This is a genomic window from Candidatus Polarisedimenticolia bacterium, assembly GCA_036004685.1.
GTDB lineage: Bacteria > Acidobacteriota > Polarisedimenticolia > Gp22-AA2 > AA152 > DASYRE01.
On sequence record DASYRE010000008.1, the window covers coordinates 1 to 23,597 of the forward strand.

The window sequence follows — 23,597 nt, forward strand, 5'->3', positions numbered from 1 at the left end:
GAGGGGCGCCTCGAGGTGCGGCCCGGCTGGAAGGCCATCTCATGGTACCCGGGCGAGACCCTGCGCTGGATTTTCCGGTTCCTTGCCTATGGAGCCTTTTTCCTTTTCATTCTCCGATATCTTCCGGATAGCGCTGCCCGCAAACGTCTCCCCTGGCTCTTGCTCGTGCTGGGTTTCGCGATCGCTTTGCTCGGGATCGTCCAGCACTTTCGCTGGAACGGGAAGATCTTCTGGCTGATCCCGGTGTATCAGGGTCACCCGTTCGGCCCGTGGGTGAACAGCAATCACTTCTCGGGATACTTGGAAATGGCCCTGCCTCTCGGCGCCGCGGTTCTGGGTCACTCCTCCGGCCGACGCCGGCACCGGAGACAGCGCCGGAGCCGGATCCCTCGACTTCTCCTGGTCGTCTTCTTCCTCGCGGTGATGGGGGTTGCGCTGGTGATGGCCGGCTCACGGGGAGGGCTCTTCTCGACCTTCGTCGTCGCGGGGTCCTATGCCGCGATCCATCTGGCGCCCCTCGGCCGGAAGAGCCGCCGCCCTCGTCTCGCCGTTTTGCTGGCGTTTCTTCCGCTCCTGCTGGTGGTCGCGGTGGGCATCCTGTACACCTTGTATGGCGGCGAGCTGATGAGACCTTCCGATCCGGAGGTGGGTCTCGAGCCTTCTTTTTCGGCCCGCCTCCATGCGTGGAAGGCGATTGGACGGATGGTGGCGGCCAACCCCCTGACTGGCACGGGCCTCGGAACCTTCGCCCTGGCTTTTCCGATCTTCAAGACATACGGAGATACCTCCATTTGGCAGCAGGCTCACAACGACTACCTCCAGGTTCTCGCCGAGAGCGGTGCCATCGGACTCGCTCTTCTGGCCGCCGGGGTCCTGTGGATCGCATGGCGCTATGTAAGGCCGATTTTTAAACAGCCGATGCGCCGTCAGGATCCCGTCACGCTGGGCGCCGCATTCGGAACAGCGATCCTGCTGCTCCATTCTCTGGTCGATTTCAACCTGCAGATTCCCTCCAACGGACTCCTCTTCGTCCTCTGCGCGGCTTTGATGGTTCGGGGTCTCACCCCCGGCCGGGCAGGGGAATGACCCCGGCCGCCGCCTTCCGCGGCGCCCCCCGTTTCGCCGGAAGTCCTTGGCGGACGGCAATATCCCATTGCAGCCCACTCCAGGTTCCCGTATATTGATGGATTACTGCGCATTCAATCGTGGGCCGGCGGCCTGGCGTCGCAAGACGCCAGGAGGAGAGGGGGAGCGTGATCCGTAGCTATCGGGGCCGGGGTCCGGTGGCCTGGGCGTTGCTCATCGGGGTCATCGTGTTTACCGCCTGGCAGGTGGCCGTGGCGGAGCTCAGACGGGACGCCCGAAAGGCCTTTTGGACGGGCCAGATCGATGAGGCGCTCGAGCGCTACGAATCCCTCCAGCGCTGGGACTTGACGAGCTTCAAGGGGATTCAAGGGGAGCGCGACGTCTACACGCGCGTCCTCGAGAGCCCCGAGGCCCTCGGCCCGGCCCTCGGGATTGACGCGGCGGAGGCGGCAAAACGATGCGCCGAACGCCTCGGACGCCTGGCCGGAAAAGCTCCGTTGGATCCGGAGACGTGGGGGGGGGTGGCGGACTTCTTCGGCGCTCTGAAACCGGAAAACCAGCGCCGAAGAACCTATTCCCTCCAGGACATCTCGGTGCGCCCCGAAGAGAACCTCGAGCCCGAGGACGTCCTTCAGATCCGCGCGTTGGAGCTGGCCCAGCGGGTCGATCCGAATGCGGTCTTTTTTGGGGACTCGCTTGGAGACGTCGCCTGGAATCTTGGGCTCAGGTCGCTCGCCTTGTCGGTCTACGGAGACTCCGTCCGGTTGATGCCCGACGCGGGGCGGCACCCGTTCCTGGATGCCTTGACTCTCGATCCCGATCTCCAGGAAACGGCCATTCACGCCTTCGCCAAAGCGGTGGAAGAGCCTCGCAAGGCAGAGCCCGAAAGGGTCTACCGCCACCTGGGGTTTTTCCTCATGCGGCTGGAGCGATGGGGGGAAGCCCGGAAAGCCTTCGGGGGCGCCGAGCGTGCCGCGCGGGCCGGCAACAACTACATCTCCTTGCAGGCCGCCGCCGCCGCCGGCGATGGCAAGACCCAGGACGCGATACGGCTCTACCGCCGCTCGCTCGCGCAGGATCTCCTGTCCCCCGAAGGGCGCTTCCGGATCCATTTGAACCTCGGGGAGATGCTCGAGCTGACGGGCCAACACCAGGACGCGATCCAGCAGCTGCGCAGCGCCCTGACCCTGAATCCGAGAGATCCCCGGGCTCTCGCGACGCTCGGGAAGATCTACGAATCGCTGGGATGGATTGACGACGCCGCCGAGCAGTACGAGAAAGCGGCCGATTCGAGCGAGGATCGCATCGCTCCGCTCGCGAGCCTCGTGGAATTCTACCGGCGCGTCGGGCTGCCCGCTCGGGCGCTGTATCCGGCGAGGAAGCTCGTCAAGCTCCAACCGGGCGAGACGGTGTATCGAAAGCAACTGGAGCAGATCCAAGACGAAATCCTTAAGGATGCCGGGCCTTGACGAGACTTCTTTTGAGGAAAAGGTGAGCGACGCATACGTCCTTGGAATCAGCGGCGGAATCCGTTCGGGTCATCACGACGCGGCAGCGGTCCTTTACCACGGCGGGAAGCTCGTGGCCGGAGGGGAAGAGGAGCGCTTCCTGCGGATCAAGCACGCCGAAGGGAGGCTTCCGGAGAATGCCATTCGCTTCTGTCTGGCGCGCGCCGGCATCACCCTCAAAGAGGTCAAGACGGTGGCCTACGGTTACGCCACCGTGCCGGGCATGCAGGCGCGTCTTCGGGACTACCTGGAGTTGAAATTCGGCCACTCTCCGGCGATTCGGCTCGTCCCCCACTACCTCGCCCACGCCGCCAGTGCCTATCGGGTCTCTGGGTTCGAAGACGCCATGATCCTGAGCGCCGACGTGTCGGGCGACTCGGTCTCGACCCTTCTTTCCCGGGGTCAGGGAGAGCGGATAACCGCCCTCAAGACGATCGCGCGTCCCAATTCCCTCGGGTTGTTCTATTCGATGCTGACACAGATTCTGGGATTCCAGCGCGACAACGACGAATACAAGGTGATGGGCCTGGCCTCGTATGGCCGAAACGAGGTTGATCTGTCCTGGCTGCTGCGACACGAAGCGGGCGACTATCGGCTGAACCACGAGGAGTACCTGGTCTCCGTGGGGCAGAGCCAGGCTTTTCCCTCGAAACAGGAGGGCATCTACACGGAGAGGCTGGTGAAACGGCTCGGCCGTCCCCGCCTGAAAGAGGAACCGCTCACCCAGGCTCACATGGATCTCGCCTACAGCGCCCAAAAGACCTTGGAGCGAGCGGTCGTCGACCTGGTGACTTGGCTGCACCGGGAGACCGGCTCACGGAATCTCTGCATCGCCGGAGGGGTCGGGCTCAACTGCGTCATGAACCAGCGGCTCCTCGCGCTGCCTTTTGTCGATCGGATCTACGTACAGCCGGCGGCCAGTGACGCCGGGACGGCCGTGGGCGCCGCCCTGGAGGTTCTGGCCGAGCGGGGCGTCGCCCCGGAGAGGATGGATCACGTCTACCTGGGTCCATCCTTCAGCAACGAAGAGATCGCCAGGACTCTGGACAGCTTCAAGGTGCCCTACCGGCGGGAGGAGGACGTCTGCCGATTCGGCGCCGAGAAGATCGCGCAGGGGGCCATTCTGGGCTGGTTTCAGGGGGCCATGGAGTTCGGTCCGCGGGCTCTCGGAAACCGCTCCATCCTGGCCGACCCTCGGGACCCGGGCATGAAGGACCGGATCAACGCCACCATCAAGTTCCGGGAGGACTTCCGCCCGTTCGCTCCCGCCGTGCTCGAGGAGAAGGTCGAGGAGTATTTCGTTGGCGGCGTCTCTTCCCCGTTCATGACGCTGACGTTCGACGTTCAGGAAGAGCAGAAGGAGCGCATCGCCAGCATTACCCATATCGACGGCACCGCCCGGATCCAGACCGTAAGCGCCGCCACGAATCCCCGGTTTCATCGGCTCATCTCGGAAGTCGGGAGGGTCACGGGCATCCCCATGGTCATCAATACCAGCTTCAACGTGAAGGGCCAGCCCATCGTGACGACGCCCCGGGACGCCATCTCGACCTTTTACATGACCGGCATGGATCACCTGATCCTGGGGGACTACGTGCTTTCCAAGGAAGCGACCCCGCTTCCCGCGGCGAGGTAAGAAATGCCCGAAGACCCAGCCGGCCGCATGACGCACGGCGCCTGGCGCAAGCTCCGCGGCCTTCTCGAGGGGAAATCCGCCGGGTCCGAGCAGAGCCCGATCGGCGGGCCGAAATTCCTGAGAGACAGCGCCACGACGTTCCTGACGGCGGTGCTGGCTCTTGGGATCGGCACGATCCAGGCGGCCGTCGTCGCCCGCACTCTTCTGCCGGAAGGGAAGGGAGCCCTCACCGCCGCCCTGATTCTGCCGCAACTCCTGGCAATCCTGACGCCGTTGGGCCTGAACTGGTCGGCGACCTACCATCTTGGCCGCCGGACCTTCGACCGCGAGAGGCTGATGCGATCGGTCCTGACGGCGCTGCTTCTGCTCTCCGCAGGCGCGATGATCCTCTGCCTGGGGGTGGGTTTCGCATTGCGCGGCGTTCTGCTTCCCGGGGTGCCCCGCTCGGCCTTCCTGCTGGCCGTGCTGCTCCTGCCGACGCAGGTTTTCCTGCTCTCGCTCGGCGGACTCTTCCGCGGGGAGATGCGAATCCTCGAGGCGAACCGGATGGATCTGGCGCGCAGCGGCCTCATGTTCCTCGGGATCCTCGTGGCGATTCGAGTCCTGCGGCTTGGAGTGATCGGAGTAGTCCTCGGGCAGCTGCTGGCCGAGATTCTGGTCATCATCATGGCATTTCGGCGTCTGCGGGGCGTTCCGGCCCGACCGCTTCTGAACGGCGAAATCCTCAGAGAATTGACTGGATACGGGCTGAAGGTCTACAGTTTTACGATCCTTCTTTATTTGAATTACCGCTTCGACCTGTTCATGGTCCGGTACCTGCTGGACCTGAGACAGACCGGCCTCTATGCGACCGCCGTCAGCCTGGCGGAGATTCTCTGGATGGTTCCGACTTCGCTGGGATGGGTGCTCTTCCCGAGCATCGCGAGATCGGGCGGCGCGGAGAGGGACCGCTTGACGCTGGCCGTGTGCCGGAACGCATTCTGGGTGATGCTGGTTCTGTGCGGAGTCCTGGCGCTGAGCCGGAATGCCGTGCTGCGCCTGTTCTTCGGCGAACCGTTCCTGGCGGCGTCTCCGGCGCTGCTCGCGATCCTTCCCGGAATTCTTGCGATGGCCATCCAGCTGGTGCTCGGATCCGATCTTTCCGGCCGGGGCCATCCGTTGCCGGTGACGCTGGCGGCCGCTTTGGGCCTCGTGACCAACTTCCTTCTGAACCTGCTCTGGATTCCGCGATACGGGATCGTGGGCGCGTCCCTGGCCTCCTCGGTCTCTTACAGCATCATCGCGCTGGTCGTCATCGTCGCCTTCCTGAGGATCTCGGGGGCGAAGGTCCGCGATGCCTTCGTCCTTCGCCGTGAGGATTGGGGCCGGGTCGCCGGCGTGTTCTCGAAGATGAGGGAGGCGGCCGCTTGATCGCTCCCGCTCGAGCGACAGATCCGTTCATCCACGCGGCGGCTCGGCCGCGCCGCGCGGGGAGGCCGTGGCCGTGTGCGGATTAGCGGGAATTCTCTCGTTCCGGGGGGCGCTTCCGGAGCAAACCGATGCGCGATTGCGGGCGTCGGCCGATGCGCTCCGGCACCGCGGGCCGGACGACCAGGGGTTTTACCGGGAAGGGGAGATCGGTCTGGCATTCCGCCGCCTCTCGATCTTGGACCTCGCCGGGGGCCACCAGCCCATGTCGAACGAGTCCGGCACGGTGCAGGTGATCTTCAACGGTGAGATCTATAACTATCGCGAAATCACTCGAACCCTCGAGGAACGGGGGCACCGCTTCCGCACGCGCTCGGACACGGAGGCGATCGTCCACCTGTACGAGGAGGCGGGAGAGGACTTCGTCCATCAGCTGCGCGGGATGTTCGCCATCGCCATCTGGGATTCCCGGTCTCGCAAGCTGATTCTCGTGCGGGATCGACTCGGCATCAAGCCGCTCTTCTACCGGTCGACGTCTCAGGAGCTCGTGTTCGCCTCCGAATTGAAAGGGATCCTCTCGACGCTGCCGCTCTCCGTCCGGAGGCTCGACGAAGAGAGCCTCGCCCGGTACTTCCGCTTCCTGTATCTTCCGGGCGATCGCAGCATCTTCGCGGGAATCCACAAGCTCCGGCCGGCTCACCTCATGATCTGTCAGGACGGGAAGGTGTCCATCCGCCGTTATTGGAACCTTCCGCCGGTGGATCCCGCCCCCGGTTTCGACCGCGCGGAAGCCGTGGAGCGTCTTCGAGCCCTCCTCGAAGAATCGGTCCGGCTCCGCCTGATCAGCGACGTGCCGCTGGGAGCGTTCCTCAGCGGGGGAATCGATTCGAGCTGCGTCGTCGCGCTGATGAAGAAAGTCTCGAAGGATCCGGTCAAGACCTTCACGATCGGCTTCGAGGAGGAGGAATTCAACGAGATTCCGATTGCGCGGAAGGTGGCGAAGGCGCTCGGCACCGAGCACTGCGATCTCGTCGTCCGCCCCGAGGCCATCGGGTTGGTGGAGAAGGTCATTTCCGCCTTTGACGAGCCCTTTGGCGATCCCTCCGCCATTCCGACTTATCTCGTCTCCCGGCTCGCTCGCGCCCAGGTCACGGTGGCGCTCTCGGGGGACGGAGGCGACGAGCTGTTCGCCGGCTACAACCGCTATCAGAGCCTGACGCGCTTGGATTCCTTGCGCCGTCTGCCGCGCGGGATGAGGCGTGCGGGAAGCTTCCTGCTGGGGAAGGTCGGGGCGGCGAGCTTCTCGGCGACCAGGCTGTCCGGGGCGCTGCGGCGCAGTCTGGACGTCTTTCCGCAGGACTACATCGATTCGGTGAATTTCCTTTTCGATCGGCGGGCGGCCGCCGCGGTGACGCCGGCCTGGAGGGAAGCGGCGGCTAAAGTCGGATGGGAAGTTTCCGTCGACGGCTGGTCCGACCCGGTTGACGGGGCGCAGCGGATCGATCTCCACAATTATCTTCCGGAGGACATTCTCGCCAAAGTGGACCGCATGAGCATGGCCTGTAGTCTCGAGGGGAGGGTCCCGCTGCTGGATCACCGCGTCGTGGAGTTCGTCGCCTGCCTTCCTCCCGCATGGAAGCGCGAGAGCCGGCCGAAGTCTCTGCTTCTGGAGGCGGCGGGCCACGATCTTCCCCACGAAACCTGGAACCGACCCAAGAGAGGATTCGGGATTCCGCTCTCCCACTGGTTCCGGAACGAGCTGCGCGATTATCTGAAGGATCTCTTCCTGGGAGAGACGGCGCGCCGGCGAGGATTCTGGGATCGTCGAGGGATGGAGTCGCTCATTTCCGCTCACCAACAGGGAGCTTGGGACTTCTCGGAGCAGCTCTGGGCTTTCCTGACTCTCGAGCTCTGGCACCGGAAGTACCTCGATCCGGCGAATCCCTATCCCGGATTCTCCGACTCGCTTCCTCCGGTGCTCGACGCCGATGCCGGGCAGGTCCCGATCCGGAGCGTGCCGTAATGAGCTCCCTGAAAAGCCTTTCTCTGGCCGATTCTCTTTCGTATCCTTCGAAGGTCCAGATCCTGGGCCTTGCCGCGGTGGGCACCTTGGTGGCCGGGTTCCTCTATCTGGGATTCCCCGTCACCAACCTTCCTTGGCTCATCGTCGGCGGGATCCTGGCTCTCTTGACCTTGCGATCCCCTGTGATCGGACTGACCTTCGTCCTGGCCTCCCAATATGCGCCGTTCGCCGTCGGCGGTCTCACCGTCGTCCAAATCGCGGGCCCTTTGGTGGCCCTGATAGCGCTCCTCTGGTACGCGGCCAACAAGCGCGGGATCGTCCTCGGGAACACGACCCTCCCCATGATTTTCCTGATATTCCACCTGCTCTACTCTTTGAATTTCACCAAGAATGCGGCGCTGACCTGGTCTTCCTTGCGCAAACTCTCCTTCAACATCATTTTCTGCGTGCTGATTGTGAACGTGGTGAACTCCTACCGGAAGCTCCGCCTGCCTCTGTGGATTCTCACAGGCATGGGAGCCCTGAATTCGCTGGCCGCTTTCTACCAGGTAGCCGTGGGGAAGACCATCGACAATCGGGCCAGGGGACTCCTGGAAAACGAGAACCAATTCGGCGAAGTCGCCGCGATGACCTTCTTCGTCCCGTTCTACTTTTTCCTGAACGGTACGCGGCGATGGGAAAAGGCTCTCGGTTTTGGTCTGAGTGTCCTGCTCATGGGAGGAATGATCCTTTCGATCTCCCGGGGTGCGATTATCGCGTTTGTCGGCGGCATCTGCATGGTCGTGATTCGCGAAAGGCGATCCTGGCGCCGAATCCTGTTCTTCGCTGTCCTGGGCGCCTGTGCCTATCCCTTGCTGCCCCAGCATTTCTCCCACCGCTTCGAGAAAATCGGGAGCGAACTGAGGGGAACGGTCGTCCTGTCGCAGCGCCACGGGCTCTCGGTCCGCGGCTACTACAACAAGGCGGGTCTCAAGATATGGAAGGCCAATCCCGTTCTGGGCGTGGGGCTCGGAAACTACGGCTATTACTATATCCAGCCGGAGTTCAACCCGGGAATGCCGGGAGTCCACACCCTTCCTCCTCACAATCTCTACGTCCAGGCCCTGGCGGAAACCGGAACACTCGGTTTCCTCTTGCTTTGCTGGTGGATTCTGCAGGCTGGCTACAATTACATGAAAGCGGAGCAGCGAGCCCCGCCTCCCGAGGACCTCACGTATCTCCGTGCCGCCGAAACCCTGACGTTGCTGATGCTGATTGCAGCCTTCGCTTCCGGAAATCTGCTGTTCACCCACACTGGGGTGGTGCTGTCCCTGAGCTACGTTTGCCTGAGGGCCTCCGAGAACGACCCGGCGGCGACTCCGGCTCCGACGAGCTCGTCGTCGTAGGACGCCGCAAGACGAGGACCAGAATTCGATGGGAACCTGGCAGGAAGCCATCTATCGGCGCGCCCCGATTCCTTTGCAGAACACCCTTCTGACTCTTCACGGATGGCGGCTGCGCCGCGCCCGCTTCGGCGAGGGATACCGTCGATTAAGGCGGGAGTTCGACGCCCTGGAGGCCGCTTCGCGACCGCAGCAGAAGGCGTATCAGGAAGAACGGCTCGCCGCGTTGATACGGCATTGTTACGAGAACGTCCCCTATTACCGTCAAGTGATGGACGAGCGGAAGCTGCGTCCCGGCGATGTCCGGTCGATCGAGGATCTCGCGAAGCTCCCCATTCTCGAAAAGGAGGACTTGCGCCGCAACTTCGAGGCGCTGGTCTCGCGCGTCGCGAACCCCCGGCGCTTGAGACGGGCTCACACCAGCGGCACGACGGGCTCGCCGCTGGAATGTTACTGGGATGATTCGGTGGATTGCGCGACCAACGCGGCGCTCTGGTCGCACCGATCCTGGGCTGGTTTCAGCTTTGGCCGCCCCTACGCCGCCCTCCTCGGACGGATAATCGTCCCCGACCGGCAGCACGCGCCGCCTTTCTGGCGCGCCAACCGGGCCTGGAACCAGCTGTTTCTTTCCTCCTTTCATCTCGACGAGCGCACGGTGGATTCCTACCTCGAAGCCATGCAGTCCTTCGGGACGGAGGCCCTCGACGCCTATCCATCCACCGCGTACTTGCTCGCCTGTCACCTCCGATCCCGCGGCAGGACGTTGCCGTTGAAGTGCGTCTTCACCTCGGCGGAGACCCTCCTGCCGATCCAGCGAGAGGTCATCCAGGAACGCTTCGTCTGCCCGGTCTACGATTACCTGGGAGAGGCGGAGCGGGTTCTTTTCGCCGGAGAATGTCCGTCCGGCGAGGGGATGCATCTGTTCAGCGGATATGGAATCGCGGAGATCGCCGACGACCGCGGCGCGCCGCGTCCTGAGGGAGAGGCGGGTCACCTGATCGTGACGGGGCTGCACAACTACGCCATGCCGCTGATTCGCTACCGGCTGGGCGATGTCAGCGCGGTGCGGGGCGAGCGTTGCGGATGCGGGCGCACGCTTCCTCTCATGGATCCCGTGACCACCAAGGCCGAGGACATCGTGGTCACGCCCGAAGGTCGGCACGTCAGCGCTTCGACGCTCACGCATCCTTTCAAGCCCATGAAGAACGTCCTGGCCTCCCAGATCGTCCAGGAGACTCTGCACTCGCTGATCATCCGCATCGTGCGTCGCCCTGCTTACACGGACGACGACACGAGAATCCTGGTGTCGGAGTTCCGCAAGCGCGTCGGCGATACGATGAAGATCGAAGTCGTTTTCGTGGACTCCATCCCGCGGGGACCCCGGGGAAAGCTGCGATGGGTCATCTCGAAAGTCCCGCTTCGCTTCGGCGTCCAGACGAGCAAGAACCTCTTCGCCGAGTCGGACGCCGAGCAGAAAGCCGGATGAGGCTGCCGTGATCGAGTTCGAGGAGGTGAAGCAGGTGTCCGCCGCGACCTGGGATCAGTGGCTCGAGGCCACCGGTCGGGCGCGTTTCTATCATTCTTCCGGCTGGCTGAGATTTCTGGACGCCACGCAGCCGGGCCGGACCCTGCGGGCCCGCATTCTGGAGAACGGCCGTCCCATCGGTTACTTCGCCGGCAGGCTCCTCTCCAAATACGGACTGAGGATCCTGGGCAGCCCGCTGCACGGATGGACCACCCATTACATGGGCCCCGTCCTGAATGCCGACTGCGCCTTCTCCGCGGAGGCGTTTCTCGCCATGCACCGGTGGGTCTTCGGGGAGCTTGGATGCGCCCATTTCGAGCTGTTGACGCCCGACCTGCCGCCCGGCACCGCCAAGGATCTCTCCTATGAAGATCAGGGCTTTCAGAGCTTCCTGCTCGACCTGAGGCCCGGCGAAACTGATCTGTTCGGGCGCTTCAACAAAGGGTGCAAATGGTCCATCCACAAAGCCCAGCGGGAAGGCGTGAGGGTCGAAGAGGCCCGCGATGAAGGGTTCGTGGACGATTATTACCGGCAACTCGAGGACGTCTTCGCCAAACAGCGGCTCGTCCCGACGTACGCGCGCGCGCGCGTCGAGGCGCTCTGGCGATGCGCGCCGCGGGATCGGCTCCTCTGTCTGAGAGCGTTGCGCGACGATGGGGCATGCATCGCGACGGCCATCGTCACCTATGACCGGCGGTGCGCCTACCTCTGGGGCGCTGCGAGCTGGCGCCAGGAGCAGAAACGATGTCCGAACGAGCTCCTTCAGTGGGAGGCGATGAAGCGGCTCAAACAGCTGGGCGTCCCGGCCTACGATTTCGGCGGGGGAGGAGAGTACAAGGCCAAGTACCGGGGGACGCGCATTCACGTGCCCTGGTACTCGCGAAGCCGCTACCGGTTTCTCGCCCGGCTGCGGGACGTCTATCGGGACGCCTTCTACGGCCGGCAGCGCCTGAAGGGGTGGCTCGGCGGGCTCAAGACGGGACAGGATCGCCGGGAGATCACGGCGGGGGCGGTCGGTGGATCGTAGGAGGTCCTGCGTCGTCTGCGGAACCGCGCCGCGAGAAAGCGAGGGCGACGCGCGGGGCGATTATCATTGCCCGGCATGCGGTCTGGCGTGGAGCGGCGCGGCGCCACCACCGGACCCCGCCGCCGAGTGGGAAAGCGACTATTACCGCGACGCGGCTATGGTGAAGCTCCACCAAGCCAGGAGATCGGCCATGGAGGCGATCGCCGCGCGTCTCTGCGCTCTCCGTCCCGAGCGGGGACGGCTCCTGGACGTCGGTTCGGGCCTCGGGTTCTTGATGGATTCCGCGGCGCGCGCCGGGTGGGAGGTGGAAGGAGTCGAAGCCTCGCCCACGGCGGCCGCATGGGCCCGAAAGTTGACCGGGGCGAAGGTGACCGAAGGCCTCATGGAGGCCGCCGACCTTCCGGCGGAGGAGTTCGACGCCGTCACCATCGTGGATACGCTGCGCCACGTTCCGGACCCGATGGCGCTGCTGCAATCGGCGCGCCGCGCGCTGCGTCCGGGGGGATTGCTGATGGTCCGGGAAATCAACCGGAATATCCAGCAAGCGGGCGCGCGCCTCCTGGGGCGGAAAGCCCAGGCCGCCCCGGCTGGACCCCGCAAGGCTTTCGAATATGCCCAGCGATTCTCCTCAAAGAGCCTGCGGCACGCCCTGCGATTGGCGGGATACGTGGAGTGCTGGGCCGAGCCTTCGCCCCTGTTCCGCGAGAAGGGCTCCGGCGCGGGCACCGCGCTGCCGCTCCTCAAAGACGGCGTAGGATGGGCCTGCGAGGCGATCTACCGGGCCTCCGGGAAGCGTCTCGTCGTAAGTCCGAATCTCCTGGCCTTCGGCAGGACGCCGCGCCAGCGGGAGCGTGCCGCTCCGGGCGCGGCGGGAAGGAGGATCGCTTGAGATTCCACGTCCTCCGATATCACGGACTGTATCGCGATCCCGAGGAGATTCGCGGACGGCCTCCCCAGGAATACGTGTCGGTGGATGATTTCGTCCACCAGGTCCGATGGATCCGGCAGAACGGCTACGCCATGCTTACCTTGAGAGAGTGCCGCGAGCGGGCCGAGCGCGGCCGGCTCCCCGAGAAAGTCGTCTGTCTGAGCTTTGACGACGGAAAGGAAAGCAGCCTGCGCCTCGCGGTTCCCGTGCTGGCCCAGGAGGGAGGGGTCGCCACCTTCTTCATCGTCCCAGCCTGGCTCGGAAGGAAAAACATCCTGGTTCCCTCGGAGGTCAGGGACCTGGCATCCCTGGGGATGGAGGTCGGCTCGCACTCGCTGAACCATCCCTTCCTCACCGAATTGGGATCCTCGGATCTGGATCGGGAGATCGCCGGCTCGAAGGATTTTCTCGAAGACCTCCTCGGTCGCAGCGTGGATTGCTTCTCCTATCCGTTCGGAGACGCCAACGCCAAGGTGCGCGACGCCGTCGAGAAGGCGGGTTACCAGGTCGCCTGCGGGACGCGCCGGGGCTCGAACCTCCTGCCGCCCGACTGGATCTACCTGCGATGCTGGGGAATGCACCGGCGAGTCCGCGGCGCCGATCTGCGAGGGATGCTGGATCGCGCCGGACCGTCGCTGGGTGAGACCGCCGCCGAGATGGTCAAGCGGGTCGTCGGAATGCGACGCTACGCCCGGTGGACCGAGCGCTGGCGCCGGCGAGAGGTCGAGTGAGCCATGCCGGAAGCCCTCGGCCAATTCCTCTTCCTGTTCTCTTTGCTGCTCCTGGCTTACATCCACTTCGGCTATCCGGCGCTTCTCTGGACGCTTGGCCGAATCCGTCCCCGGCCCGTGCGGCGCGACGACATCACCCCGGTCATCGATCTCGTCATCGGGGCCTTTAACGAGGAGGCCGTCCTCGCCAAGAAGCTCGAGAATTGCCTCGAGCTCGACTATCCGCGGGACCGTCTGAACCTCATCGTGGCGTCGGACGCGTCGACGGACCGGACCCACGAGATCGCGCGGCGCTTCGAGAGCCGCGGCGTGAAGCTGGTGGTCGCTCCCCGCCGGCGGGGAAAGGCCGCCAACTTCCGCGAACTGGTGCCGTCGCTTCGCGGAGACCTCATCCTTTTCTCGGACGCGGGAAGCCTGTACCGGAGCGACACGCTTCGCAAGATCTCCAGGAACTTCGCCGATCCGGAGGTGGGGTGCGTGGGCGGACGGATACGCTACGTCAATCCCGGAGAGACCTCCGTGACCCAGGGCGAAGGTCTCTACTGGCGGTACGAGGTGTTCCTGCGAAAAGCCGAGAGCCTCATCGGATCCGCCGTGGTGCTGAGCGGGGCGGTCTACGCAATCCGTCGCGAGCTTTACCGGGCCGTCCCGGATCACCTGCCCGACGATTTCATGAGCCCCATGAACGTCCTGGATCAAGGCCGCCGCGTTATCTACGACACCGACACGGAAATCCTGGAAACGATGGCCACCTCCCCCCGGACCGAAATCGCCACGAAAACGCGGATCATCTCCCGTAATTTCACGGCCCTGCGATCCATGAAGCGGCTTCTGGATCCGCGTCGCGATCCCCTCCTCGCGGTGCAACTCCTCTCCCACCGGCTTCTCAGGTGGTTCGTGCTGCCGATCGCTTTGATGCTCCTGCTCTCCAACCTGATGCTGATCCATCGTCCCGTCTACGCGGCGCTCCTGGCGGGGCAGATCCTCTTTTACCTGCTGGCTCTGGCCGGATTCCTGCTGAACCGGGCGGGCAAGCGCTCGAAGGTCGCCTTCCTGCCGTTCTATTTCGTCCTGGTGAACCTCTCGGCGGCGCTGGCCCTCGGACGGCTCCTGTTGGGGCACCGGGTGAGGGGAGTGTGGGAGCCGGTCGAACGATGACTTCGATGGCGGAATGGCTGTTCTGGGGGTGCGCCGGGATGACGGCCTACTCCTACGCCGGCTATCCCGTTCTCCTGACATTGTGGACGAGCTTGCGGGGGGAGACGCCGGAAGATGAGGCCCCGGGGGATCGACCGCTGCCGCGGTTATCCCTCATCGTGCCCGCCTACAACGAAGAACAGGTCATCGCCCGGAAGATCCGCAACAGCCTCGAGCTCGACTATCCGGAAGCGCTCCTCGAGATCGTCGTCGTCTCCGACGGATCGAGCGACGCCACCGAATCGGTGGCGCGGGCCGCGGCAGGAGGGCGGGTGCGGCTCGTGTTCCTCGAGAATCGGCGCGGCAAGACGGCATGCCTGAACGCCGTCCTGCCCGACCTGCGCGGCGAAATCCTGGTGTTCACCGACGCCAACGCCTATTTCCGTGCCGACGCCCTGAGGAACCTGGTACGACGCTTCCAGGATCCCAGGATCGGCTGCGTGATGGGGCAACTGGAGTACTTCCGGGAAGGCCCGCTGAACGCCTCGCTCGGAGAAGGACTCTACTGGCGGTACGAGAATTTCATCAAGGACCGCGAAAGCCGCCTCGGCTCCACGATCGTCGGAAACGGGGCCATCTACGCCATGCGCCGCGTCCTTTGCGCGCCCCTTCCGGAGCGGGTCGAAGCGGACGTGGCCAATCCGCTGCTCGCGCTGCGCGGCGGGTATCGCGTGGTCTTCGAGAGAGCCGCCCGTTGCCAGGAGCGGGCGGCGAGCACGGTCCGGGAGGAATTCTGCCGAAAGACGCGGATCATCACGAACCAGATCACCACCTATCTGCACGGCGCGCGCTGCTTCTCGCCCCTCCCGGCGATGGCCTGGTTCCAGATCATCAGCCACAAGGTGCTTCGCTGGATGGTTCCGCTCTTCCTCACCGGGATCTTCGTCGCGTGCCTGGCGGGAGGAGGCGGACCCTTCTGGAGCTCTCTGCTCGGTCTCCAGGCGCTGTTCTATGCGATGGCCCTGGCGGGCTGGATTCTCGAGTCGCGCGGGAGAGCGCTGCCGAAGCAGATCTTCCTTCCCTATTATTTCTGTGCGGTCAACGCCGCCTCGGTGAAAGGAATCGCCGACTTCCTCCGCGGACGGCACCCCGTCGTCTGGGAGAAGGCGGCGAGCACCCGATGAGACACCCGGAGCCAAACCTCAAGGACATGAAGGAGAAGATCTCATGAGAGTCCTGATCACGGGAGGGGCCGGCTTCATCGGCTCGCACCTGGCCGAAGCCTATCTCAGCCGCGGGGACGAGGTCTGGGTGCTCGACGATCTCTCGACCGGCGGCATCCAGAACATCGAGCATCTGAAAGGGCAACCCGGGTTCCATTACGTCGTGGAAACGGTGATGAACATCCCGGTTCTCGCGGAATGCATCGACCGCTGCGACCAGGTCCTGCACATGGCGGCGGCGGTCGGGGTCCGGCTCATCGTGGAGAGCCCGGTCAACACGATCGAAACGAACATCAAAGGCACCGAGAACGTGTTGATGCTGGCGAACAAGAAGAAGAAAAAGGTCCTGATCGCCTCCACGTCCGAGGTCTATGGCAAGAGCACGAAGGTGCCTTTCAGCGAGGACGACGACCTGGTGCTGGGTCCGACCATCAAAGGACGGTGGAGCTACGCATGCTCCAAGGCGATCGACGAATTCCTGGCCATCGCCTACTGGAAGGAGAAGCGGCACCCGGTCGTAATCTGCCGTCTCTTCAACACGGTCGGCCCTCGTCAGACGGGACGATACGGCATGGTGATCCCGACGTTCGTGCGGCAGGCCCTCTCCGGCCAGCCGATCACGGTGTTTGGAGACGGCACCCAGTCCCGCAGCTTCACCTACGTCTCCGACGTCGTCGGCGCGATCGTCAAGCTGATGGATTCCGACAAGACGACGGGACAGGTCTTCAACATCGGCAACGGCAGGGAAATCACCATCATGGAGCTGGCCGTCCTCGTCAAGGAGCTGACGAACAGCTCCTCGGAGATTCTTCTCATCCCCTACGATCGGGCCTACGAAGAGGGCTTCGAGGACATGCCCCGGCGGGTGCCGGATATCTCCAAGATTCGCAAGACGATCGGCTACGAGCCCACCCTGAACATCAAGGAAATCCTCAAAAAAGTCATTGAATACGAGCGTGGATAGAGTATATTTCTTTCGATTTCGTTTAAAATGAAGCACTTGTTGCAGAGAGGGGGATCCGGCCGTCCGGGAGGCGAGGGTCCGGACGGAGGTCAATGAGCGTCATCGGCGCGTTGTTTGTCGCGTTCCTGCTCTGCGTCGCGGCGACTCCCGTCGTCATCCACCTGGCCCGCCGTTTCGGGTTCGTCTCCGAGCCCAAGGCCGATCGCTGGCATTCCCGCCCGACGCCGCTGCTCGGCGGGACGGTGATCTACGCCGGAGTCACGGCCTCGGTCCTGCTGTTTGGGACGCTGAGCCGCGAGATGATCGGGGTTCTGGTCGGCGGATCCCTGATCTTCCTTCTCGGCCTGACGGACGACCTGCTCCAAATCAAGCCGTCCACAAAGTTCCTCGGGGAAATCCTCGCGTCCTGCGTCGTGCTTTACGCCGGCTTGGGGCTGGATCTGATCCCGAATCCCTTCCTGAACCTGTTCTTGACCCTTCTCTGGTTGGTGGCGATCACCAACGCCTTCAACCTCCTCGACAACATGGACGGACTCGCCGTCGGCGTGGCGGCCATCTCCTCCTTGACGACCTTCGTGTTCTCCCTGGTCCAGGGGCTGCCGGAGATCTCGGTGCTCTCGATGGCCGTCCTCGGAGCCAGCCTCGGATTTCTGCTGTTCAATTTCAATCCGGCCAAGATCTTCATGGGAGACTGCGGGAGCCTTTTCCTCGGATTCACCCTGGCCTGTACGACCATTCTGGGATCGTGGGAGCAGGCCTCCAACCTGTTCGCAATCCTGGCAATCCCAAGCCTTGCCTTGGGGGTTCCCATCTTCGATACCCTGCTGGTCACCACGTCCCGGATTCTCTCAGGGCGCAGCGTGGCCGTCGGCGGCCGGGATCACACGTCGCACCGCCTCGTGGCTCTCGGGATGTCCGAGCGGAAGGCGGTCCTGACCCTCTACGCCTTATGCGTCTTTCTGGGCTCTATCGCGATCTTCAGCCTGCTCTTCAATTTCGTCATCTCCGGCCTCATCACCGTGTTCTCGATCGTGCTGCTGGCCCTTTTCGGACTTTACCTCGGCCAGGAAAGGGTCTACCGGTACGAGTCGGGTTCCAACGGACGCGAAGCTTCCCGCGTCTACAGCAGCTTCATCCGTCACAAGACCAGGATTCTCGAGGTGGCGATCGACACCTGCCTGATATCGCTTGCGCTGGTCTCCGCCTACGCGCTGCGGTTCGACGGCACGATTCCACCCGCCCTCTACGCTCAGATTGCCGCGACCCTGCCCGCTCTTCTCTCCATCAAGCTCCTTATCTTTCACTACTTCGGACTGTACCGAATCGTCTGGTCCTACATGGACATCGCCGACCTCGGAATCATCGCCAAGGCGGTCCTCACCGGCTCCGTCCTTTCGGTGCTCACCCTGCTGGTCTTGACGCGCTTTGAAGGATACTCACGGGTCGTCTTCGTTCTGGACGCTTTCCTGCTTCTCGTTCTGGTGACCGGGAGCCGCATGCTGTTCCGGTTCTGGCGCGACTATTTCGCGGGACTGCCACGGCTCGGAACGCGCCTGATCATCGTCGGGGCCGGCGATGCGGGCGTGATGATCCTGCGGGAAATCCGCAACAATCCGGACCTCGCCTATCAGCCGATTGGGTTCATCGACGACGACGCCGGGAAATCGGGGAAGCGCATCCATGGACTTCCCGTCCTCGGCGGACGGGAAAAGCTCAGCGACCTCGCCTCGAAGAACCGCGTCGATGAGATCCTGATCGCCATCCCGTCGCTTTCGGAAATGGAGCAGAAGCGGCTTGTCTTGCTTTGCGAGCAGACGGGAAAGCGCTTCCGGGTCATGCAGAGTCTGGGAAAGTCGGTTCTCGGGTGAGCGCAGGCCGACGTCGTGGAGCCGCCCCCGCGACGGCGGGCACCGGCCAAGGCCTTATTGGGAAAGGGTTTCCGAGGCGTCGCGACTTGACAGCAAGGCCCGCGACGGGTAACATACCGGCTTCCCAGAGAGGAACCCTTCGGACTCACCGGCGGTTTCCGGCGAGGCTTTCTTTTCAAGGGATCTGCTTCCTGCTCGTCCTTCTCGTCGCGCCCTGCGTGGCCTTCGCGCAGGGACAGGGGAACGAGGAAGAGCTCCTGCCCATTCAGATCGGGAGGTTTCTCCTGTACCCTTCGATCGATTTGATCTATGAGCACGAGACCAACGTTCGAAGAACGAATGAGGACGATCCTCTTTTCGCGCCGGTCTCAAGCAGCGTCCGGAACATCCGTCCCGGCTTTCGCTTCGAGATTCCGTTCGAAAGGGGCTCCGGGACCGTGGATTACCAGGCGCAATTTCAGGATTACACCGACGCGGAGCTCGGGAACGCGAACGGGGTGAGCCAAGCTCTGGATGCCCACTTCCAGATCCGGCTCACTCCGGTCCTGAAAATGAAGGCCGCTCACAAACTGGTCCGCGGAGTCAGCCAGCTTCCCGAGGTCGATCCGGGCGGAGAGCTCCGCTTCGGGACGCGCCCCTTCGTGGTCAGCGCAACCGCCGCCGTTTTTTCCGCCGAGTTCACCCCGGTTCAGAGCCTCGAGCTCGGGGCGGCTCGCAATACGACGACCTTCAGCGGCGGCTCATCGAGCGATTTTCTTTATGACGTGGAATCCAAGACGTTGTCTTCTCGATACGTCATCACCAGCAGCCCTGAGAACCAGTATTACCTCGCGTTCAACGTGCAGCGGACGCAGCAGAACCGGGGAGTCTTCTCGGCTCTCCAGCCCACTGATTTCCAGCGGCGCTATGCCGGCGTCGGCCTGCGGCGCCTGATCGCGCCGGATCTCACCAGCGAGCTGTGGGTCGCCTACGAGAGGACCCGCTTCACCGGGGACATCCGAGGGGTTCCCTTTCACGGAGTCTCGCTGGAGGGTGAGCTGATCAGCCAGGTCACGGTCACCTCCCAGGCGCGCCTCAAGCTTCGGCGGGGACCTCTTCAGTCCTTCTTCAACGTCAACGCGTACTACCTGAACGAGATGATTCAGCTCGCCTTCGAGCAGAAGCTCGGCTTGAAACTCGCGGCGCGGTTCCAGGGAGGCTACCAGCGCAACGGCTACCCCGAAGCCATCCGGGTCGCGGCCGTCACTCCCGCGGAGCAGGCTCTCGACAATGATGGGGACGGACTGGTCGACGAGTATGAATTCCTTGTCCCCAGCGAGGGAGTGAAGCGGAAGGACACGGTTCGAAACCAATCCTTCGAGCTCTTGTACGACTTCATGCGGGGCTTGCAGCTCGCGCTCGGCGTCCACCGGGATTCGGCGCGCTCCAACATCCGCGCCGTCGGCTGCAAGAATACCGCCGTGGGACTCACCAATTGCCCTTCAACCGACCAGATCGTCTACGATCTCTTTGATTACGACAATACGGGCGTCACCGCCTCGCTCACGTTGGGATGGAAATGAGAAAAACGCCGGAACGACAGGCCACCGGATGGAAGGCGGAGCGATCCGCCATCCTCTTGAGCTGCCTGATGGCCGTCGCGGTTCCGTGGGACACGGGCGTCCCGGCCGCCGAGGCGATTCGGGCGAGAGATCTGTCCGTGCGGCGCGGCGCGGCCGATTTGATCCAGCTCTCCTTGAAGACCACCGGTCCGGTTCCCAGCTCCCGTTGCGAGTTTCGGCGGGAGAATGGCCTGGAGCGGCTCGTTCTGGAGCTTCCGGGAGTCGAATCGGGATTGAAGCCCAGCTACGAATTCGCCGAGCTCATGACGGGGTCCATCCGGGTCACGACCGTCTCGACGGGCGCCGACCCGGGTCTTCGGGTGGAGATTCCGGTGCAGGGGCTGTCGCTGCGGGGATGGGAGACCAGCCGGGAGGGCATTGAGGTATCGCTTTCAAGATCCCCGGCCCTCGGCGCGAGCGTGCCGGCACCCTCCGGCCCCGTGGCCGCCGGAGGCTACCGGCTGGGCCCCGGAGACCGCATCGAGATGGCGGTTTATGGGCATGACGACATGAAGCAGACGCTCCAAGTTCTTTCGGACGGCAGCCTCGTTCTCCCGCTGGCGGGCGTGATCCCGGTCTCCGGCAAGACGCTGGAGGAGGTTCGCCAGGATCTCGAGAAGCGGCTGAAGGACTACCTGGTCGACCCGCAAGTCAGTCTGGACATCAAGGAATACCAAAGCCAGCCGGTGAACGTCGTGGGAGAGGTCGAGAAGCCCGGCCAGTACTTCCTGAAGGGCCCCACGACTCTCGTGGACATCATCGCCTTGGCCGGGTGGATGAGCAAGGAGGCGGGAAGCGACGTCATCATCACTCGCCACGAGAGCGTTCCCGGTAAAGCCGGCACGATCCGCCAGATCGTCATCAAGAAGGAGAACCTCCTGGGCGGCGGGATCGAGTACAACCCTACCATCCAGGCCGGGGACGTCGTGACGGTCGGTCCTCGTCAGTATTTTTACATCCGCGGAGAGGTCACCAAGCCCGGGCAGCTCGTTCTCGAGGACCACCCAACGGTGATGAAGGCGATCAGCCTGGCGCTCGGCTTCACCCCCTACGCCCGGAAGGGCGGGATCCATATCCTCCGTACCGTCAATGGGGTCCAGACGCGGGTCGACGTCGACCTGAAAGCCATCGAGGAGCGAAAGCAGCAGGACATCCCGCTGCTTCCCGACGACGTCATCGTCATCCCCCGGCGTCGGATATGAGCCGGCTCCACTGCGGTTCCGCTTGCTTTTCAGCTTCTTCGGCGTATGATTCGTTATTACCTAAATCCTAAGAAAGGAAGAGAAAACCGGCGCTATGGAAGCACCTGTCCGACCTGTTTCGGCTGAGAAGAAGGAGATCCATCTCCGCGATTACTGGGCCACGATACGACGCTGGCGGTGGACTGTCATCGCTGCCTTCGTAATCGTTTTCACCCTGGTGGCCCTGTTCACTTTCCTCCAGCCGCCCGTCTACCGGGCCAGCGCGAAAATCGAGATTCAGCCCTCCACGCGCCGGGTCGCCCCGGTCGCCGACGTCTCCGAGCTCGGCAGCACGGGCTACGGCTGGTTCTCCGAGGACCGCTACTACAACACGCAGTTCGAGGTCATCAAGAGCCGCGCCGTCGCGGAGAAGGTTTTCGACCGTCTCAACCTGTGGAGCGATCCGCGGTTCAAGGGGCTCAAGGATCCCATCGACGCGTTCAAGAGCTCGGTCATCGTCGAGCCGGTGGAATTGACCGGCATCGTGGTGATCTCCCTGGAGGGCAACGATCCCGAAAAGACCGCTCTCTGGGTGAATACTCTTGCCGACGTCTACGTCGAGCGCAACATGGACATGGCCCTGAAGGCCACCGACCGCGCCATGAAATCCCTTCTCCAGCAGATCGAGCCGCTCCGGGGAAAGCTCGTCAAGAGCCAGGAAGAGAGTTTTCACGTCGCCGAGAAGCAGAAGATTTTCGTTCCCGAGGATCAGCAAAAGATGATGGTCGGGACGCTCACCAGCCTCCAGAACGATCTCACCGAGACGCAGATCGGAATTGCCAAGCAGGAGGCAGTGATACGACGAATCGAGGAGGTCGGCCGGGAAGGAGGTTCCTACCTCACCATTCCCGAGATCGCCAAGGATCCGATCATCGAGGGTCTCTACAAGGATCGCATCGCCTTGGAACAAGAGATCCAGAAGCTTCTGAGCATCTTCAAAGAGAAGCACGTCACGGTCGTCGAGAAAGAAGCCGAGCTGGCCCGGCTCGACCAGCGCATCGCCGCGGAATGCGATCGGATCGTGGCGCGCATCAAGACCGAATACGCCATCCGCAACGATCATGAGCGGAAGGTCCTGGCCCAGATCGAAAACGCCAAGAGCGAATCGCTCGACATGACGCAGAGGGCCTCGACGTACGAGCTGGCCCGCGGTGACGCCGCGGAGACCCGCAAGATCTACGATTTGATCAGCAGCCGCTTGAAGGAGATCAACCTCAGCTCCCAGCTCCTGAACAACAACATCCGGGTCTTGGACAATTCCCAGGTGCCGCTGGCCCCCGTCCGTCCGCGCAAGGCACTGAACCTGGTGATCGGCGCGCTCAGCGGACTTCTGCTCGGGGTCGGCCTCGCGTTCTTCCTGGAGTATCTCGACAACACGGTACGGACGTCGGAGGATGTCGAGCAGTATTTGAAGCTTCACATCCTGTCGATCATTCCGAAAATGACGGACGAGAGCAGCTACGCGGTCCGGGAGTCGCTGCAGACCCTGCGGACCAGCCTGCTGTTCTCCCGAAAGAGCCGCAGCAAGAACCTCGTCCTGTTCACGAGCGCCGGGCCCCAGGAGGGGAAGAGCACAACTCTCGTCGCCCTGGCGAAAACCATGGCCGCGTCCGGGGAGCGCGTCGCCGTGCTCGACTGCGATCTGCGCCGCCCCACGATCCACGTCCACCTCGACCTCGACAAGCGCCACGGAATGACGAATTTCATCCTCGCGCCCGAAACCGAAGGATGGCACAACTACTTGAAGAACTCGAAGATTCCCAATCTCTACGCCATGACGTCCGGACCGCTTCCTCCCAACCCGCCCGACATCTTCGGAAACGACCGCTTCACGGCGATGCTGACCGAGCTCAAGAACGATTTCGACTGGGTTTTCATCGACTCTCCGCCGGTCGCCTCCCTGACCGACTCGATCCTCCTCGCCTCCATGACCGACATGGTCGCGATCGTGATCCGGCACAACCAGACCGACAAGGAGCTCGTGCGACGCTGCGTGGCAAACGTCCGGAACGTCAACGCCAACGTGATCGGCGCGGTCCTTAATCACGTGGATCTCGAGCGCTCGAGCTACCGCGATTACTACTACGCCGGCTATTACTACTACGGGGAGGGGAGAGGCTCGAAGAGCAAGGGAAGCCAGGTAAGATCCGCTTCCGGGAAGGGCGCCGACGTGCCCCTGGAGGAAAGGGCGGCTCGCTGAGCCGTCGGGAGTCTTGAGGCTCGGTCCTTGCCGGGCGCAGCGTGTCGGCTGCTTTCCCATCCGGAATCGCTGAATCTCACTTCTGAAAGCCAGGATCGCCCGGGCGGGGC

General features: G+C 63.4%; 17 protein-coding genes. All 17 read left to right on the top strand.

Annotated elements, in window-relative coordinates:
- A partial coding sequence (locus tag VGR67_01430) for an O-antigen ligase family protein (protein HEV8335064.1) occupies positions 1-1,086 on the top strand: 1,086 nt, incomplete at its 5' end.
- Positions 1,087-1,253: 167 nt separating this feature from the next.
- On the top strand, positions 1,254-2,555 hold the full coding sequence (locus VGR67_01435) for a tetratricopeptide repeat protein (protein HEV8335065.1): 1,302 nt from the start codon (positions 1,254-1,256) through the stop codon (positions 2,553-2,555).
- Positions 2,556-2,577: 22 nt separating this feature from the next.
- Positions 2,578-4,230 (top strand): carbamoyltransferase C-terminal domain-containing protein, encoded by a 1,653-nt coding sequence (locus tag VGR67_01440; protein HEV8335066.1) that lies wholly within the window; start codon positions 2,578-2,580, stop codon positions 4,228-4,230.
- 3 nt (positions 4,231-4,233) lie between these two features.
- Positions 4,234-5,640, top strand: coding sequence for a flippase (locus tag VGR67_01445; GenBank protein ID HEV8335067.1), 1,407 nt, complete (start codon positions 4,234-4,236; stop codon positions 5,638-5,640).
- A gap of 73 nt (positions 5,641-5,713) precedes the next feature.
- Positions 5,714-7,660 carry an asparagine synthase (glutamine-hydrolyzing) gene (gene asnB / locus VGR67_01450; protein HEV8335068.1) on the top strand — a complete coding sequence of 649 codons (1,947 nt, stop codon included), beginning with the start codon at positions 5,714-5,716 and terminating at the stop codon, positions 7,658-7,660.
- Positions 7,660-9,045, top strand: a complete 1,386-nt coding sequence (locus VGR67_01455) for an O-antigen ligase family protein (GenBank protein HEV8335069.1) — start codon at positions 7,660-7,662, stop codon at positions 9,043-9,045. The genes asnB and VGR67_01455 overlap by 1 nt, the downstream gene beginning before the upstream one ends.
- A 28-nt stretch (positions 9,046-9,073) precedes the next feature.
- Positions 9,074-10,528, top strand: a complete 1,455-nt coding sequence (locus VGR67_01460; protein ID HEV8335070.1) for a hypothetical protein — start codon at positions 9,074-9,076, stop codon at positions 10,526-10,528.
- 7 nt (positions 10,529-10,535) lie between these two features.
- The gene (locus VGR67_01465) at positions 10,536-11,594 is read left to right on the top strand and encodes a GNAT family N-acetyltransferase (GenBank protein ID HEV8335071.1); all 1,059 of its coding nucleotides are present in this window, start codon (positions 10,536-10,538) and stop codon (positions 11,592-11,594) included.
- 157 nt (positions 11,595-11,751) lie between these two features.
- Positions 11,752-12,483 (top strand): class I SAM-dependent methyltransferase, encoded by a 732-nt coding sequence (locus VGR67_01470; protein HEV8335072.1) that lies wholly within the window; start codon positions 11,752-11,754, stop codon positions 12,481-12,483.
- On the top strand, positions 12,480-13,253 hold the full coding sequence (locus VGR67_01475) for a polysaccharide deacetylase family protein (protein ID HEV8335073.1): 774 nt from the start codon (positions 12,480-12,482) through the stop codon (positions 13,251-13,253). The genes VGR67_01470 and VGR67_01475 overlap by 4 nt, the downstream gene beginning before the upstream one ends.
- 3 nt (positions 13,254-13,256) lie before the next feature.
- Positions 13,257-14,411, top strand: coding sequence for a glycosyltransferase family 2 protein (locus VGR67_01480; protein ID HEV8335074.1), 1,155 nt, complete (start codon positions 13,257-13,259; stop codon positions 14,409-14,411).
- Positions 14,408-15,574, top strand: coding sequence for a glycosyltransferase family 2 protein (locus VGR67_01485; GenBank protein HEV8335075.1), 1,167 nt, complete (start codon positions 14,408-14,410; stop codon positions 15,572-15,574). Before VGR67_01480 ends, VGR67_01485 begins: the two co-directional genes overlap by 4 nt.
- 43 nt (positions 15,575-15,617) lie before the next feature.
- Positions 15,618-16,577, top strand: a complete 960-nt coding sequence (locus VGR67_01490) for a GDP-mannose 4,6-dehydratase (GenBank protein HEV8335076.1) — start codon at positions 15,618-15,620, stop codon at positions 16,575-16,577.
- A 92-nt stretch (positions 16,578-16,669) separates the two neighbouring features.
- Positions 16,670-18,445: a hypothetical protein gene (locus tag VGR67_01495; protein HEV8335077.1), complete on the top strand. Its 1,776-nt coding sequence runs from the start codon at positions 16,670-16,672 to the stop codon at positions 18,443-18,445.
- A 218-nt stretch (positions 18,446-18,663) separates the two neighbouring features.
- A complete protein-coding gene (locus VGR67_01500; protein ID HEV8335078.1) occupies positions 18,664-20,007 on the top strand; it encodes a hypothetical protein in 1,344 nt (447 codons plus the stop codon).
- The gene (locus VGR67_01505) at positions 20,004-21,248 is read left to right on the top strand and encodes a polysaccharide biosynthesis/export family protein (protein HEV8335079.1); all 1,245 of its coding nucleotides are present in this window, start codon (positions 20,004-20,006) and stop codon (positions 21,246-21,248) included. The genes VGR67_01500 and VGR67_01505 overlap by 4 nt, the downstream gene beginning before the upstream one ends.
- Positions 21,249-21,342: 94 nt before the next feature.
- Positions 21,343-23,487, top strand: a complete 2,145-nt coding sequence (locus tag VGR67_01510; protein ID HEV8335080.1) for a polysaccharide biosynthesis tyrosine autokinase — start codon at positions 21,343-21,345, stop codon at positions 23,485-23,487.
- Positions 23,488-23,597: the final 110 nt, after the last annotated feature.